Origin of the sequence: uncultured Brachyspira sp. (assembly GCF_949287625.1) — a bacterium.
Taxonomy (GTDB): domain Bacteria; phylum Spirochaetota; class Brachyspiria; order Brachyspirales; family Brachyspiraceae; genus Brachyspira.
On sequence record NZ_CASEGO010000066.1, the window covers coordinates 1 to 15948 of the forward strand.

The 15948-nt window shown below is 30.4% G+C and carries 16 protein-coding genes; 14 read left to right on the top strand and 2 right to left on the bottom strand.

Annotated elements, in window-relative coordinates; all coding sequences use genetic code 11:
- Positions 1-625: Rpn family recombination-promoting nuclease/putative transposase (locus Q1X91_RS10300; protein ID WP_300756823.1), on the top strand; the 625-nt coding region annotated here is incomplete at its 5' end.
- 177 nt (positions 626-802) lie between these two features.
- Here Q1X91_RS10300 and Q1X91_RS10305 read toward each other — a convergent pair.
- The gene (locus tag Q1X91_RS10305) at positions 803-1759 is read right to left on the bottom strand and encodes a D-2-hydroxyacid dehydrogenase (protein WP_300756826.1); all 957 of its coding nucleotides are present in this window, start codon (positions 1757-1759) and stop codon (positions 803-805) included.
- 691 nt (positions 1760-2450) lie between these two features.
- Between Q1X91_RS10305 and trmB the strand changes: the two genes are divergently transcribed.
- The 8 genes from trmB to Q1X91_RS10345 all read left to right on the top strand — a co-directional run bounded on the left by trmB (position 2451) and on the right by Q1X91_RS10345 (position 9503).
- Positions 2451-3098, top strand: coding sequence for a tRNA (guanosine(46)-N7)-methyltransferase TrmB (gene trmB, locus Q1X91_RS10310; protein WP_300756828.1), 648 nt, complete (start codon positions 2451-2453; stop codon positions 3096-3098).
- A 19-nt stretch (positions 3099-3117) separates the two neighbouring features.
- On the top strand, positions 3118-4101 hold the full coding sequence (locus Q1X91_RS10315) for an ABC transporter substrate binding protein (protein WP_300756831.1): 984 nt from the start codon (positions 3118-3120) through the stop codon (positions 4099-4101).
- Positions 4102-4304: 203 nt separating this feature from the next.
- A complete protein-coding gene (rpmF, locus tag Q1X91_RS10320) occupies positions 4305-4499 on the top strand; it encodes a 50S ribosomal protein L32 (protein ID WP_013114200.1) in 195 nt (64 codons plus the stop codon).
- Positions 4500-4527: 28 nt separating this feature from the next.
- The gene (gene plsX, locus Q1X91_RS10325; RefSeq protein WP_300756837.1) at positions 4528-5547 is read left to right on the top strand and encodes a phosphate acyltransferase PlsX; all 1020 of its coding nucleotides are present in this window, start codon (positions 4528-4530) and stop codon (positions 5545-5547) included.
- Positions 5548-5590: 43 nt separating this feature from the next.
- Complete coding sequence (locus Q1X91_RS10330) at positions 5591-6445, top strand: 3-oxoacyl-[acyl-carrier-protein] synthase III C-terminal domain-containing protein (protein ID WP_300756839.1); 855 nt, start codon at positions 5591-5593, stop codon at positions 6443-6445.
- 62 nt (positions 6446-6507) lie between these two features.
- A complete protein-coding gene (gene rsxC, locus Q1X91_RS10335; RefSeq protein WP_300756842.1) occupies positions 6508-7815 on the top strand; it encodes an electron transport complex subunit RsxC in 1308 nt (435 codons plus the stop codon).
- 15 nt (positions 7816-7830) lie between these two features.
- On the top strand, positions 7831-8931 hold the full coding sequence (locus Q1X91_RS10340; RefSeq protein ID WP_300756845.1) for an RnfABCDGE type electron transport complex subunit D: 1101 nt from the start codon (positions 7831-7833) through the stop codon (positions 8929-8931).
- Positions 8931-9503, top strand: a complete 573-nt coding sequence (locus Q1X91_RS10345; protein WP_300756850.1) for an FMN-binding protein — start codon at positions 8931-8933, stop codon at positions 9501-9503. The genes Q1X91_RS10340 and Q1X91_RS10345 overlap by 1 nt, the downstream gene beginning before the upstream one ends.
- 329 nt (positions 9504-9832) lie before the next feature.
- Here the strand turns inward: Q1X91_RS10345 and Q1X91_RS10350 are convergent, their stop codons facing one another.
- Positions 9833-12247: a DUF2225 domain-containing protein gene (locus Q1X91_RS10350; RefSeq protein ID WP_300756853.1), complete on the bottom strand. Its 2415-nt coding sequence runs from the start codon at positions 12245-12247 to the stop codon at positions 9833-9835.
- Positions 12248-12523: 276 nt separating this feature from the next.
- Here Q1X91_RS10350 and Q1X91_RS10355 point away from each other — a divergent pair, with 276 nt between their 5' ends.
- From Q1X91_RS10355 to Q1X91_RS10375, 5 genes are all read left to right on the top strand, one after another.
- Complete coding sequence (locus Q1X91_RS10355; protein WP_300756856.1) at positions 12524-12760, top strand: 4Fe-4S dicluster domain-containing protein; 237 nt, start codon at positions 12524-12526, stop codon at positions 12758-12760.
- The gene (locus Q1X91_RS10360) at positions 12761-13816 is read left to right on the top strand and encodes a 3-methyl-2-oxobutanoate dehydrogenase subunit VorB (protein WP_300756859.1); all 1056 of its coding nucleotides are present in this window, start codon (positions 12761-12763) and stop codon (positions 13814-13816) included.
- Complete coding sequence (locus Q1X91_RS10365; protein ID WP_300756862.1) at positions 13813-14547, top strand: thiamine pyrophosphate-dependent enzyme; 735 nt, start codon at positions 13813-13815, stop codon at positions 14545-14547. The genes Q1X91_RS10360 and Q1X91_RS10365 overlap by 4 nt, the downstream gene beginning before the upstream one ends.
- A 15-nt stretch (positions 14548-14562) precedes the next feature.
- On the top strand, positions 14563-15117 hold the full coding sequence (locus Q1X91_RS10370) for a 2-oxoacid:acceptor oxidoreductase family protein (RefSeq protein WP_300756865.1): 555 nt from the start codon (positions 14563-14565) through the stop codon (positions 15115-15117).
- A 181-nt stretch (positions 15118-15298) separates the two neighbouring features.
- On the top strand, positions 15299-15457 hold the full coding sequence (locus tag Q1X91_RS10375; protein WP_300756868.1) for a hypothetical protein: 159 nt from the start codon (positions 15299-15301) through the stop codon (positions 15455-15457).
- Positions 15458-15948 lie beyond the last annotated feature (491 nt).

A 15948-nucleotide genomic window follows, 5' to 3' on the forward strand; every position in this document is an offset into this window, starting at 1 on the left:
ACAATTATCAGGTAATATAGACTTTTTGAGAAGAATATACTATTATATATCTAAGAATATAGTAAGCGAAGTAGAAGAAAAAGAGCCTTATGATATAATTAGTGAGGTTATAAGCATTAATTTTGTAGACTTCAATATGGATTTTAGAGATGCAGGTAAGCCTCATAGATGCTTTAAGTTAATAGATATAGAAAATCAATCAGTTGTTTTAGACTTGATTCAGATGCATATAGTAGAAGTTCCAAGATTTAAGAAAATATTATATAATACAAATATAGAAGAGATTAAGAAAAATAAAATATTATCTTGGATAGAGTTTTTTACAGCTAAAGATTTGAATAAAGTTAAAGATAAATTAAAGGAGGTTAATAATATTATGCCTAAAGTAATTAATAAATACGAACGTTTTATATCAAGTGAAGATGAGATGGAAGTTTATAATGCTAGAGACGCATTTTTATATGGTCAGACTTTAATGTTAAGAAGAGAGCGTGAAGAGGGCTTGCAGGAAGGCAGAAGAGAAGAACAGATTGCTATAGCTAGGAGTTTCAAAAATGCTGGTATAGATATAAAGATTATTAGCGAGAATACTGGGCTTAGCATAGAAGAAGTGGAAAAATTATAATTTAATATTACTTGCAAAAATTGTTTAATTTTTACACTATAATGTTTTATAATTATAAAATCAGAATTTGTTAAAGTAAGCAGCATGTATTTTTATTAATAGTAAAGTGTATAAAATAATTCTTGTTTTTACTATTATATTTTTGATATACTCGCTAAAAGTCTAATTATAAAAAATTTATTTTGTTAAAACATTTATAGGATTGCCTTGCAAAAATGCCTTTATATTTTTATAAACTTTATGCATAAGTCTTGTTCTAGCCTCCAAAGTATTTCCTGCGAAGTGTGGGGTGATGTAGCAGTTTTTTGCTGTAAGTAAAGGATTATCTTCTGAAGGAGGTTCTTTTGCAAGTACATCAAGTCCTGCTCCTGCTATTAAATTATTATTCAAAGCATATGCCAAGTCTTTTTCTACTATTACGCCTCCTCTTGAAGTATTTATCAAAAAGGCTGTTTTTTTCATTTTCGAAAGTAAGTTTATATCAATTAAATTTTCTGTTTCTTTATTTAAAGGCGTATTTAAAGATAAAAAGTCGGCTCTTTCGAAAAGCTCTTCTATACTAGATGCATTTTCGAAACCTTCTTTTTTGCTTCTTGAATATACTAAAACTTTCATTCCCATAGCTGAAGACATTTTGGCTACTTCTCTTCCTATATCTCCGAAACCAAATATTCCAATAGTTTTATTTTCAAGCTCCATTAAAGGGTATGAGCTAAATGAATAATCTTTGCATTTTACCCAATCTCCATTATGTACTTGATTATTATGTTCAACTATCCTAAAAGATAATGACAATACAAAAGCCATAACAAGCTGAGCTACAGACTGAGGTCCGTATCCTCTTACATTGGTAACAGTTATTCCAAGTTCTTTTGATGATTCTATATCTACTGTATTATATCCAGTAGCAAGCATACCTATATATTTTAAATTGGGCAAAGACTGCATTAATTTTCTGTCAATAACAACCTTGCTGTTTAATATTCCCCAAGCATCATAAGCTATTTCTTTTACTTTGTCATAATCTGTTCTATCATATACTTTTAAATCGGCTATGCTTTCTATTTCACCCCAAGATATATCACCAGGATTTAATATACCTCCATCCAATACTACGATTTTGGGTTTACTCATAACTTCTCCTTTTAAATATTAAAAAATCTCGCTTATTATTATATGTGAGCTAAAGCTGTCATATGTTCGATTTTAGTTTTATATATAATAAATACTTATCAATTTTTTGATTAAGTTATACTAAAAATTTTTAAGTTTGTCAATTTTTTATTGTTCTTTTTCCCGCATTCGCTCTGCGGGCTTCGCCAAAAGAACCTTATATCCTCTACAAGCTCGGATACGCTTCGCGAAAGTGCAAGTGTAAAAATAATACTAAATAGTACTAATTATGTTTTACATGTAGAATAAATTGTAAAATTTAGACAGAAATATAGCCTTTCGCTACCGAAGGTACGCAGAGCGGGCGGACTGTGCCTGCTTCTCGCCGCAGGCGTACTTCGTATGTGCCACACCTGCCTACGGCATGCAGAACGAGGCGGACAGCGTCACAAAAGAACTGGGGTGCGGCACGACTGTGTGCTTCGCAGCAAAGCCCCGCAAATATCAAAATTTAAAAAATTTATTTTTTGACAAACTGTATTTGTTTAGGTATATATTATTTTATTCATATGATGAATATATATTTTAATTCTAATTAGTTAATGATGATATAATTAATTTTTATATATTTATATACCATATTGACATAATGATTAAGTAATAATATCATTCAAATAAAATATTAGGATAAAAAATAATAGGGAGTTATATATTGAGAAATTTAAATCTTGATGAGGATATATTAAAAGAATATTTGCTTGATGATTTTAATAATGAAGATAGTTCTTTAATAGCAGATGAATTATCGGAAAGACTTTCTGATTATGATGTAATAGAATTAGAAATAGGATGCGGCAATGGAAAGTTTATTACAGAGCTTGCTATGAAAAGTAAAGATAAATATTTTATAGGAATAGAGTATTCATATAAAGCTGCTAAAAAAGCTGTATCAAAGGCTTATAAAAGAGATATAAAAAATCTTACTATTATATTTGGAGAGGCCAACAATGTTATAGATAAATATTTAAACGGCAAATATGTTTTTGATAAAATATATTTAAACTTCCCAGATCCTTGGCCTAAGAAAAAGCATGCCCATAGAAGAATATTTAATAAAGAGTTTTTAAATAAAATATATCCTTTGCTTAAAGATGACGGAATATTTTATTCAGTTACAGATGATGATAATTATGCTTTGGAAATAATGAACCCTATATATAAAGAAGTTAATAATTTTAAGAATATTTTAGATAATGATTATGTTCATAAGCTGGAAGGATACGGAGTTACGCTTTATGAGGAGAAGATGAGGGCTATTGGACATGATATATATTTTTTTGCTCATATTAAGAATATATGATTAGGTTTTTATATTTATTATGAGATTAATCAAATTATTTAATTGTTTTATATTTCTCTTTATTTTAGTTTCCTGTGTCAGTGATGATTATGATGATAAGCCAGTTATAGTGAGCATAATAAAGGAAGAAAATACAAAAAAATTTAATGCTATAGAAAAAGGACTAATAGATCAAATATCATTAGACAAACTTAATGTAAAAATTAATTTTTATACTTCAAATGGAGATGATGCTTCTATTATAGAAATAGCTAATAATGTTCGGGAGGATAATTCCAGTATAGCGGTTGTTATAGGGGAGGAGGCTGTTTTACTTTCTATGAATATAATAGTACCTCAGTCTATATTATTTGCAGGCTGTTTTGATAATTTATCTTTATCTGCTATAGAAAAAAACCGAGTACAGAATAATAATATAACAGGAGTTTACGGCAATTTAGATATTACTAAATATTTAAAAATAATATCTGAAAATGGGGTAAATAGTTTGGGATATTTATATAGTAAAGACTCTGAAGTTTCAAAGAATATTTCTGAATATTTAAGCAAATACTGCAGCGATGAAAATATTCATTATTATCCTATAGCTTTAGAAGCGGATTATACTATCAATGATATAGAGAATATCATATCATCTTTAGATATAGATTATTTATTTACAGCCAAAGATGATTACATAAATGATAATATTTATAATATAGATCATTTATGCAGGAAATATTCTATACCAATAATAAATACAGATATAGAAAATGCCTTAAATGCTGATATCCTTTTTTCACTTGACTGCAACTATTATTATCTTGGCAGAAAACTTGCAGAACTTTTAAAAGAGGTTATTGATAATGGAGGCAGTACCGATTCTATAGATTTTATTGAAGTCTCTGATTCTTATAGAGTGCTTATCAATAAAGATACAGCAAAATTATACAGGATAAATTTGACAGAAAAAATATTGAAAGACAGTTATTTTATAATAGAAGATAAAAATATTATAAGATGATAATTTTTTATTAAATCTTTCTTAATAATGTGTTTAATGTATAAAATAATTGTATAAATATTATAATAAATCCTGTGTTATGTTAATTCTGCTTGACAAAATTAGCACTTTATAGTATTATAGTCTATACTTTATATTGTAAAATGTGACTATTATCTATTTTGAGTTAATAGCCTTTAATAAATTTTTAAGGAGAAATAAAAATGGCAGTACCAAAGCATAGAAAATCGAAATCTAAAAAAAGATCAAGACAAGCCGCTAATGATAAAAGATTCTTAGGTTCATTATCAATCTGTCCTCAATGCGGAGCAGAAAGAATGCCTCATAGAATTTGTCCTGAATGCGGTTTCTATAAAGACAGAGTAGTAAAAGCTCCAAAAAGCCAAAATGCAGGCTGATAAAAATTAAAATTAACTAGGAAATATTATGAATTTAGCCATAGATGTAGCCAGCGGAGAAAAACCTCTCGAAGAATTAGTTCTCGGGGCAGTTAATGCTTTAGCAGAAAATAATGATATAAATTTAATATTAGTAGGAAATGAGAAAAGTATTACTAAAGTTTTATCTAAAGCCAAATATGATCATAAACGTGTGGATATAAGACATACAGATGAAATAATAGATATGAATGAAAGTCCTGCTAATGGTATAAAACATAAAAAGAATGCTTCAGTTTTGATGGCTGCACGTTTGGTTAAAGATAAAGAAGCTGATGGTTTCTTTTCACCAGGTAATACAGGTGCTACACTTGCAGCAGCACTTACAGAAATAGGCCGCTTAAAAGGTGTTATGCGTCCTCCTCTCATATCTACACTTCCGAAATTCGGCGGTGAGTTCTGTATGCTTGATATGGGTGCTAATGTGGACTGTACTCCAGACTATATGGTTCAGTTTGCTGTTATGGGCAGAGTATTTGCAAAAAGATATTTAAAGATAGAAAATCCTAGAGTTGGTCTTCTTAATATAGGAGAAGAGGATTCTAAGGGTAATGCAGATACTAAAAAGATTTTTGAACGTCTGCAAAAGATGAAAAAAATAAACTTTATAGGCAATGTTGAACCTAATGATATGCTTAAGTCTGATTGTGTTGATGTTGTAGTTGCTGACGGATTTGATGGTAATATAGTATTAAAAACTATAGAGGGTACAGCTGCTTTGGTTGTAAATATGCTTAAATCCGAAGTTAAGAAAAATCCTGTAAGTGTTATGGGCGGGCTTATGATGAAGCCTGTATTTACTAATTTAAAATCTAAAATGAGTTCTGATTCTTATGGTTCTGCTATACTATTGGGCTTGAATGGCGGTGCTTTTGTTGGGCATGGTAAAACAAGCGGAGTAGGTATGAAAAACGCTGTGCTTAATATGTATAGATTCTTAGATGCCAAAGTTAATGAAAAAATAGCTAAAGAACTATATGATTCTGGAGCTAAGAGAAGAATATTTTAAAAAAAATTATAAATAATACATTTGTTATTAAAGGAATTTTGTAATGGTATACATTAAATCTTGTAAAAGCATTTATAAAAAAGAGCAAACCAATATGGCCGCTTCTGATTTGGCTTTGATTCCTATTAATGAGGTTATAAAAGATATAGATGCTGCTGAAATAGATGCTATTATTTGTGCCACTGTTACTAAAGATTATGTTTATCCTTCAACTGCCTGTATATTAGCAGGAAAAATTAAGGCTTCTAATGCTTTTTGCTTTGATATAGAAAGTGATTTTACTGGTTTTTTATCAGCATTAAGATTAGCTTATGCTTTTGTAAAGAGTAATAGATATAAAAATATTTTAGTTACAGCTGCTGAATCGTTTTATATATGCGATGATAAAAATAGATTTGATGATGCAAGTGTTGCTGCACTTGTTACTAATGAAAAATCTGATATACAAATAGATTTTATAGATTCTGTAACTGATGGAAGTGCTTTGGAAAATTGCTATATTCCTATGGGCGGAACTGCTAAGCCTTATACTAAAGAAGGCGTATTAAATAAAGAACACTTCATATCCATTAAAGACAGCGGCATTTTTGAAGAAGAGGCAAAAAAAGCTGCTTTATATGTTAAAGATATTTTATCTGCTAATAATATAGAGCCTAACTATTATATACCTTCTTATTCAAGTAAAGCTGCTTATGATAATTTTGTTAATGCTTTATCAGTAGATAAGAATATGGTTTATTCAAAAATGGAAGATGCTCATTCTTCTTTAAGTGCTTCTTCTGGTGTGGCATTATCTATGGCTTTGGAGGACGGATTTATTAAAAAAAATAGTAAGGTAGCTGTATGCGGTTACGGAAGCGGTTATACCAAATCTGTAGCTGTTATTTCTATAAATTAAACAATTATAATTAAATTAATAATAGTGTTTTAATTAATTTTATTAAATGAAGGATTGATAATATGAAATTAGGTAAATTTCGTTTTGGCGGAGTACATCCAAATGATAGTAAAGATACTGCCGAAATCTCTTCATCTGCTCTCTCTGCATTACCTAAAACAGTTTTAATATCTATGGCTCAGCATATAGGTGCTCCTGCTAAAATGTTAAAAAACAAAGGTGATAAAATAAACAGAGGCGAGCTCATAGGCGAGGCAGGAGGATATGTTTCTGGTAATGTGCATTCTTCTGTTACTGGAACTGCTGCTTCTATAGATATAGCTCCTAATCCCTTGGGACGCGGTGCTAATGCTTTACTTATTAATGTTGATAGTACTGCTGACAATTTGGCATACTATGAAAACTCAAATTATATGTCATTATCAGCAGAAGAAATGGCTAAAAAGATACAGGCAGCTGGTATAGTTGGTATGGGCGGAGCTACTTTCCCTACTAATGTTAAAGTTGATGGTGCGGCTAAGGGCGGCTGCGATACTTTAGTTATCAATGGTGTAGAATGCGAGCCTTATATTACAAGCGACTACAGACTTATGATAGAATATACCCAAGATTTATTTAAGGGTATTGAAATATTAAGAAAAATTATTCCTTCTGTAAAAAGAACTGTTGTCGGTATAGAAAATAACAAGCCTAAAGCTATAGAAGAAATGACAAAAATTGGAAAAGAGCATAATGTTGAAGTTATGCCTTTAAGACTTCGTTATCCTCAGGGTGCTGAAAAAATGCTTATTGATGCTGCTACTGGAAGAGTTGTTCCAGTAAGCAAACTTCCTATGGATGTTGGAGTTTTAGTTGTCAATGTTGCTACTCTCTATTCTATATATGAGGCTGTTGCTAAGGATAAACCTCTTATAGAGAGACTTGTTACTGTTTCTGGAGACGCTATAAAAGAACATAAAAATGTTTGGCTTCCTCTTGGTACTCCTATTTCACATGTTGTAGATGAATGCGGCGGTATTACTGCTGAAAATGTTCTTGTACTAGCAGGCGGTCCTATGATGGGTACAAGTGTTCCTAATATAGATCAATGTGTTAATAAAGGTACTAACTCTCTTCTTTTCTTGGATAAAGATAAAATGCCTAAAGAAGTAGAATATCCTTGTATTAAATGCGGAAGATGCGGCAATGCATGTCCTTTAAGATTATCTCCTACTGAAATCGCTCATACTGCTAAGGCTAAAATTAAAGATAAATTGAATGATTTAGATATAGCAACCTGCTTTGAATGCGGCAGCTGTTCATATATATGTCCTTCAAAGATTCCTTTGGTGCAGTGGATTAGATTTGGTAAAGATTTGCTAAGAAGATAAATTAAGGAGATAATAATGAAATTTTATACAGAATCGTCTCCTCATATAAAAGACGGAGATACTACTAATAAGATAATGTTAAGAGTTATTATAGCTCTTTTACCAGCTGTTATATATAGTATTGTTTTGTTTGGTGCAAGAGTTATAGTTCTATATCTTACTGCTATTATAACTTGTATTGTTTCTACTATAATAGTAAAAAAAGTAAGAAAAAAACCTTTAGTTCCAGATTATGCTGTAACAGTTACTGCTATACTTCTTGTTATGACGCTTCCGCCTTCTGCTACTATTACTATGGTTGTAATAGGGAGTGTAATAGCTATAGTTTTTGCTAAAGAAGTTTTCGGCGGATTAGGTTCTAATATATTCAATCCTGCTTTAGTTGGAAGGGCTTTCTTACAGGTTGCTTTCCCTGCTCAAATGACTATGTATCCTGCTCCTGCTAGAGTTCCTTTTTTGGATTTATTTGCTCCTGGTCTTCATAATTTAGTTAATACTGTTACAGGCGGTACTCAAACTATAGATATGATGAACGCTTTAACTCAGGCAACACCTTTAACTTTTATGAAATTCACTTACAATGCTAATATAAGTACTTCATTAGCTGAACAAATAGGTTTTGAATCTCATTATTATTTACAGATGCTATTAGGAAGTACTTCAGGTGCTATAGGCGAAACTTCATTCTTACTTCTTTTAATAGGCGGTATATATTTGCTTGCTACTAAAACTATAGATTGGAGAATTCCTTTGGGTATGTTTATTTCTTTAGTTGCTGTGAGTCTTATGCTTTGTTTAGCAACTCCTGGAAAATATCCTTCTCCTATATATCATGTATTAGCTGGAGGTTTCGGACTTGGTGCTTTCTTTATGGCTACTGATATGGTTACTTCGCCTTCAAGCCATTTAGGTGCTTGGATATACGCTCTTTTAATAGGTGCTGTTCTTGCTATATTAAGAGCTTTCGGTTCTTCTCCTGAATATATGATGTATTCTATACTTATAGGAAATATGTTTATGCCTTTGATTGCTATGCTTACTCGTCCTTTGCCTTTCGGTAAAAAAGAGTTCCTTGCTATTAATAAAGCTAATGCTCAGAAAGAAGGAGGTAAATAATGAAAAAAGAAGTTGGTTATACTGCTGTTATTTCAGTTACTATTACTGCATTGCTTGCTGGTTTTTTACTTTCATTCGTATATTCTTCTTTTGAAAAAGATATATTGGCTAACAATGAAAAAACTGTACTTAATGGTGTAAAAGCTGTTATTGAAGGTGCTGATGAACTTGAAGGACCTTTAAAAGAAAATTCTGCTTATGAATATTACATTGGAAGAAAATCTGACGGTACTGTAGTTGGATATGCTATGCTTGCTTCTGCCGGCGGATATAACGGACAAAATAAAGTGCTTGTTGGCTTTGATGCTAATGCTGAGGTAATTACTGCTATAGTTGTTACAGAGCAGGCTGAAACTCCTGGGCTTGGTGCTAAAATTACTGAGGCTAGTTTCAGAGATCAATTCAAAGGTCAGAGTACTATAGTTCCTTTAAGCGTTGTAAAAGGAATAAAGCCTGAGGAAGCACAAGAGGCTCAGATAGCTGCTATAAGCGGTGCTACTATATCCTCTGCTTCTGTTGTTAATGCGGTTAATAGTGCTAAAGATGAGGCTGTGAATTTATTTAAAAATTAAAAGTTATATATATTCTTAAATTAAAAGGCTTATAAGATGTGTGTATATTCATTTTATAAGCCTTTTTATTTTATTATTTAGTATATATCTAAACAAATATAGTTTGTCAAACTTTAGTTATTTATGAATGTAATTATGATTTATTTGTAACATAATATATTTTTGTTAATCAGTAAAATATGTTTTAGATGTATAGTAAATTACTTATTTGGTTAATAATAGGTAATTAGCCGCACGTATCGTTGACATTTGATAAGAATAAATTATACAGTGCGGGAAGGTGCCGCAGCTCGCGGTTGACAAACTTAAAAATTTTTAGTATATAATATTTAATTTAAATTATTTTTACTCATAAACTCCAAAGCCGTTTTTATATTCTCATTTGCTAATGAAACAATACATTTTACTATCAATTTTTTATCATCTTTATTTGACATGTTATATGCTTTTTCAAAGTAAGTATAAGCCTCTTCATTTAGTTTATCAATGGTATTATTCATCTTATTAATCTGTATTTTAATATATGCTATGCTGTTATGAGCAAGTGCATGCTTATCATTTAATTTTATTGCTTCATTAAAACAAAATAATGCTTCATTATAATATTTTAAAGCATTTTCTTTATCATTCATAGTCTGATATATATTAGCCAATTTTGTAATAGTATATCCCATACTGTCATATATTGAGGCATTGGTTAAATTGTCTTCTATATCTAAAGCAAGACCTTTGTTATAATAAACTAATGCATCATTAAGGAGTTCTATAGCCTTATTAATGTTTCCATTTTTAAGTTCATTATTAGAATATTTTGTCTTTGAAAAACCTATTCCATTATAGGCATTTAAATAATTGGAGTTAATATCAAGTGCTCTTATAAAGTCTTCAAAGGCTTCATTATATAGTTTTAATCCTACCTTACTTAGTCCTCTGTTATAGTATGCATCTAATGCATTATTATCTATTTCTATAACTTTGCTGTAATATTCTATTGACTTTTTATATTCTTCCATATAGTCATAGCATATACCTATATTAAGATAGGCGTCTGTATTTTCTTTATCAAGTTCTATAACATTTTTAAAATCTTCTATAGCTTCATTATATAGATTAATTTCCATTTTAGCTAAAGCTCGGTTATAGTATGCCTCTAATGAATGATTATCAAGCTCAATAACTTTAGTATAGTATTTTACAGCATTATCATAATCTTCCAAACATTCATAAGATAAAGCTAAATGATAATAAGCATATACATTTTCATTATCAAGTTCTAATACTCTCTCAAAATCTTTAATAGCTTCTTCATAATTTTCAGTTCTGTAATATATAATTCCCCTTTCATTATAAGCATCAATATATTCATTATTTAATTCAATAGCCTTGTTAATATATTTTAAAGCCTCATCAAATTCATTTAAATAAAAATTGGTAAGCCCTCTAAAATAATAAAACTCACTGTTCTCATCATACAAAGAAATAGCCTTATCAAAATCTTCTAAAGCCTCTCTGTATAAATGTATTCTTCCCTTTAATAAAGCCCTGTTATTGTATAAATAAGCATCATTTTGTTCCAGCTCTATAGCTTTATTATAATCTTCTAATGCTTCATCATACATCTGCATTTCATTTTTGATAAGTCCTCTGTTATTGTAAGAGTATGTATCATCTGGATTAAGATCTATAGCTTTGTCATAATCTTTTAATGCTTCTTCGTATAATTCTAAAGCCTCTTTTGCTAATGCTCTGTTATAATAGATATATGATATATTTTCATCTTTTTCTATTATTTTTGTATAGTATTCAATAGCTTCTTCATAATTACCCAATTTATATTCAATAAGTCCAGCGTCATTGTAAATACTTATAATATTTTCTGGATCAAACTCTATTGCTATTTTATAATCTTCTCTTGCTTCATCATATAACTCTAAATTACTTTTTGAAAGCCCTCTGAAGTAGTAGGCATTTGATGCATTAGAATCAAGCTCTATAGATGTATTAAAATCATTTATTGCCTCTTCGTACAAACCTAAATAAAACTCACTTAATGCTTTAAAATAAAATGCTTCGCTGTCATCTTCTCTTAATTGTATGAGTTTATTAAAATCGGATAAAGCCTCTTCATATCTTTTTAAATATGATTTAGAATGTCCTCTATAATAATATATATCTGCAATATATTCTTCTTCCGTTTTTTCTATTAAAGATAAAGCCAAGTCAAAATTTTTAATGGCCTCTTCATAGTTTGCCAAATAAAAATATCCAAGTCCCACATAATATACAGCCTCAAAATCATCTTCATCAAACTCTAATACTTTTTTAAAATCTTCAATACCTTCTTCATATCTTTTTAAATATGATTTTGAATGTCCCCTGTTATAATATGCATCTGCTTTATCTGGAGATAATTCTATTACCTTGTCAAAATCTTTAATAGCCTCTTCATAATTTTTCAAATTAAACTTTGATATAGCTCTGTTATAATATGCGTCAACTAATGTATTATGAGTGATGTTTATCTCTTCATCATCTATATTTCTCTCTTCGTCTTCATTTTTATTATCATCATAAGAATCACTATATATAATAAACTCTCCGTCAGAATATGCTATAATATCCTTATTATAAATATCTATAATTTCATCTAAATAAGTTATTGCTTTGTTATAGTCATTATTACTGAATGCTTCATGTCCTAAATTGAATAATCGCTCTATATTTGATTTATCATCATTATTCATTATAATAAACTCGCATTTTTTTAATATTATTGATTTTTTTATTATATATAAAAATAATAATAATTACTATATATAATAAAAAAAATATTATAAAAATACTTTAGATAGTTATAACTATAATAAAAAATAGTTAGTATTATTCATTGACGTTTTTTTATTTTCACTTTAGATTTACATTATACTATTATAAATTTTGACAAAGCATTTTTTTTAAATATAATATATCATATATATAATATTTTAAGAAAACTAATAAAAAATGGAGGTAATAATATAATGGCCAAAGGTAGAGTGAGCATTGACAGAGAGCAATGCAAGGGCTGTTCTAATTGCATATCAGTTTGTCCTACTAAGATATTATATTTAGATAAAGAAAATATGAATTCTTGGGGGTATTATCCTGCAGCAGTTACAGATATGGATAAATGCATAGGCTGTGCCAATTGTGCTATGATGTGTCCTGATATATGTATAAAAGTTGAAAGACTGGATAAAGAGGAGGGTAATAAATAAATGGCTAGAAAGTTAATGAAAGGAAATGAGGCTATGGCAACAGCGGCTATTACTGCAGGATGCAAATGTTTTTTTGGTTATCCTATTACACCGCAAAATGAAATACCAGAGTTTATGTCTAAGGCTATGTATGAATCAGGCGGAGCTTTTGTACAGGCAGAAAGTGAGGTAGCTGCTATTAATATGGTTTACGGGGCTGGCGGAGCAGGAGTAAGAGCTATGACTTCTTCTTCTTCACCTGGTATTGCTTTAAAGCAGGAGGGTATATCATATTTGGCTGGTGCTGAAGTTCCTGCAGTTATACTTAATGTTATGAGAGGAGGACCTGGACTTGGAAGTATACAGCCTGCTCAAAGCGATTATAATATGATGACTAGAGGAGGAGGAGACGGAGATTATAATTGTCCTGTTTTGGCACCTGCTAATTTGCAGGAAGCTGCTGATATGATAATGGAAGCATTTGATATAGCAGATCATTATAGAACTCCTGTTTATGTGGCTGCTGACGGTTATATTGGGCAGATGATGGAGCCTGTGGAAATTATTTATAAACCTAAATATGAGCTTAAAGAAAAAACTTGGGCTGCTAATGGTATGCGTGGTAAGAGAGGAAAAAATCTTGTAAACTCCCTTTATTTAGAGCCTGAATTATTATACAAGCATAATATACATTTGCAGGAAAAATATGCTGAAATAAAAGAAAAAGAAGCAAGAGCAGAAAAATACTTTACAGATGATGCTGAGCTTATATTTGTATCATATGGTACAATGTCTAGGGTTGTAAGAGGTGTTGTTGATAAACTTAGAGAGGAAGGTAAAAAAGCTGGTATGATACGTCCTCAGACTTTATGGCCTTTTCCTGTAAAAGCATTTGATAATCCTAATTGTAAGATGTATGTTTCTATAGAGATGAGTATGGGACAGATGATTGATGATATAAAATTGGCATGCGAATGCAAAGCAGAAGTTAAATTTTACGGAAAAGCAGGAGGATTAGTACCTACTGCTCATGAGATAATAGAGAATGTTAGAGGTTTTTCTGGGGGTATAATATGATAGTATTTGAAAAGTCAAAAGGTTTAACGGATGATAGAACACATTATTGCCCTGGCTGTATGCATGGCACTTCGCAGAGAATAGTTGCCGAATGCTTGGAGGAGCTTGGGGTATTGGATAGAACGGTAGGTATAGCTTCAGTAGGCTGTTCCGTACTTGCTTATAAATATTTTAATTGTGATATGCAGCAGGCAGCACATGGAAGAGCACCTGCAGTTGCTACTGGAGTAAAAAGAGCAGTTCCAGATAGTATTGTATTTACGCTTCAGGGTGATGGAGACTTGGCCGCTATTGGTACAGCTGAGATAATACATGCAGCAGCACGCGGAGAGAACATAACAGTAATATTTTTGAACAATGCCATTTATGGTATGACAGGCGGGCAGATGGCACCTACTACTTTGGAAGGTCAAAGAACTACAACAACTCAGGCTGGAAGAGATTTTCACAGAGCTGGTAAGCCTATAAGAGTATGCGAGATGCTTGCTACTTTAGAGGGCGCTACTTTTGTTGAGAGAGTTGCTTTAGACAGTCCTGCAAATATTAGAAAGGCTAAAATTGCTGCAAAAAAGGCTTTTGAACATCAGATTGCAGGAAAGGGTTTTTCTATAGTAGAAATGCTTACAAGCTGTACTACTAACTGGGGAATAGCACCTACTGAATCTCATAAATGGATAAGAGAATATATGATACCTCATTATCCTCTTGGTAATTTTAGAAATGATGCTTAAAAAAGGAGGGAATATATGAGTACAGAAAGAATTATTTTTGCAGGCTTCGGCGGACAGGGTGTTATGTCTATGGGACAGATGATAGCCTATGCTGGAATGATAGAAAATAAGCATGTTACTTGGTGTCCTTCTTATGGTCCTGAGATGAGAGGAGGTACTGCTAATTGTTCGGTAGTTGTAAGTGATGAACTTGTGGGTTCTCCTATGATTTCTCATGATGCTAGTGCAGCAGTTATCATGAATCTTCCTTCTCTTACCAAATTTGAAAAAGATGTTCTTCCTAATGGAATACTTTTAATAAATTCATCTTTGATAGATAAAAAGGCTTCAAGAGATGATATAAAAGTTGCTTATGTTGAAGCAAATAAAATAGCAGGCGATATAGGTAATCCTAAATCTGCTAATATGGTTATGCTTGGTGCTTTGCTTACACTTCATAATATAGTATCATTTGATAGTGTTCAGCAGGCATTTTTAAAAGTATTCGGCGAACGTAAGAAAGATTTTTTACCTAGCAATGAAAAGGCTTTGAATGCAGGACGCGATGCTGTGCAAGATTTGGTTTCTTAAAATAAAAATAATAAATACAAAAATAAAAGGTGTGCATATTTATTCATGCATGCCTTTTTTTATTAAAAAAATCATAATAAATCAATATAAATGCTTGAAAAAAAAAAAAAAAAAAAATAGTAAAATATTGCAAAATACATATACAAGCATGTAAAAATATTTTAACTTTAAGGAGTTTAATATGTCAATATTAAAAACTATTTTTGATATAGTATCAACAGTTGCAGATGTAACAAAGGAAGCACAAATGACTTCAAAGATGAGTGATACAGAAAGATATCAGTATAATGAAATAAAAAAACTTAAAGAAGAAATAAAAAAATCAAATAATAAAAAATAATTTCTTTATTTATGAATAATAATAAACATAATTTGTATAAGTATATTATTAAAGTTAATTTTTTAGTATATACCTAAACAATTATAATTTGTAAAAAATTAATTTTTTTTAATTTGAAATATTTGCATGGATTTGTCCCCACTCTGCGTGCCTTTGGTATCAACTTTTTTGTGCGGTAAAAAAGTTGATAATTTCTATATAAAGTGTATCTGTTAACAAAATAAAATTGTTTCAATATATATTAAAAATAACAATTATAGCCTCTGTACTTTAGTAGTGCAGGGGTTTTTTATTATTTTAAAAATATTTGGGGGCGGGTGGGCGGGTTAATTAGATTGTAAATAAGGGCTGTATTATATTTTTTCTTCGGCACTGCTTATGAATTTATTAAAAGACGTATATATCGGTATAAAAATATACGCTAAATAAAAATAGTATAATAATTTTTTTAAAAAATATGTATTTTACAGCAAAAAATGATATTTTCATAT

What these genes read in the sequence shown, in the direction of transcription:
- Q1X91_RS10305 (WP_300756826.1), bottom strand. Translation starts at nt 1,759, where the DNA reads ATGAGTAAACCCAAAATCGTAGTATTGGATGGAGGTATATTAAATCCT.
- Q1X91_RS10315 (WP_300756831.1), top strand. Translation starts at nt 3,118, where the DNA reads ATGAGATTAATCAAATTATTTAATTGTTTTATATTTCTCTTTATTTTA.
- rpmF (WP_013114200.1), top strand. Translation starts at nt 4,305, where the DNA reads ATGGCAGTACCAAAGCATAGAAAATCGAAATCTAAAAAAAGATCAAGA.
- plsX (WP_300756837.1), top strand. Translation starts at nt 4,528, where the DNA reads ATGAATTTAGCCATAGATGTAGCCAGCGGAGAAAAACCTCTCGAAGAA.
- Q1X91_RS10330 (WP_300756839.1), top strand. Translation starts at nt 5,591, where the DNA reads ATGGTATACATTAAATCTTGTAAAAGCATTTATAAAAAAGAGCAAACC.
- rsxC (WP_300756842.1), top strand. Translation starts at nt 6,508, where the DNA reads ATGAAATTAGGTAAATTTCGTTTTGGCGGAGTACATCCAAATGATAGT.
- Q1X91_RS10340 (WP_300756845.1), top strand. Translation starts at nt 7,831, where the DNA reads ATGAAATTTTATACAGAATCGTCTCCTCATATAAAAGACGGAGATACT.
- Q1X91_RS10345 (WP_300756850.1), top strand. Translation starts at nt 8,931, where the DNA reads ATGAAAAAAGAAGTTGGTTATACTGCTGTTATTTCAGTTACTATTACT.
- Q1X91_RS10350 (WP_300756853.1), bottom strand. Translation starts at nt 12,247, where the DNA reads ATGAATAATGATGATAAATCAAATATAGAGCGATTATTCAATTTAGGA.
- Q1X91_RS10355 (WP_300756856.1), top strand. Translation starts at nt 12,524, where the DNA reads ATGGCCAAAGGTAGAGTGAGCATTGACAGAGAGCAATGCAAGGGCTGT.
- Q1X91_RS10360 (WP_300756859.1), top strand. Translation starts at nt 12,761, where the DNA reads ATGGCTAGAAAGTTAATGAAAGGAAATGAGGCTATGGCAACAGCGGCT.
- Q1X91_RS10365 (WP_300756862.1), top strand. Translation starts at nt 13,813, where the DNA reads ATGATAGTATTTGAAAAGTCAAAAGGTTTAACGGATGATAGAACACAT.
- Q1X91_RS10370 (WP_300756865.1), top strand. Translation starts at nt 14,563, where the DNA reads ATGAGTACAGAAAGAATTATTTTTGCAGGCTTCGGCGGACAGGGTGTT.
- Q1X91_RS10375 (WP_300756868.1), top strand. Translation starts at nt 15,299, where the DNA reads ATGTCAATATTAAAAACTATTTTTGATATAGTATCAACAGTTGCAGAT.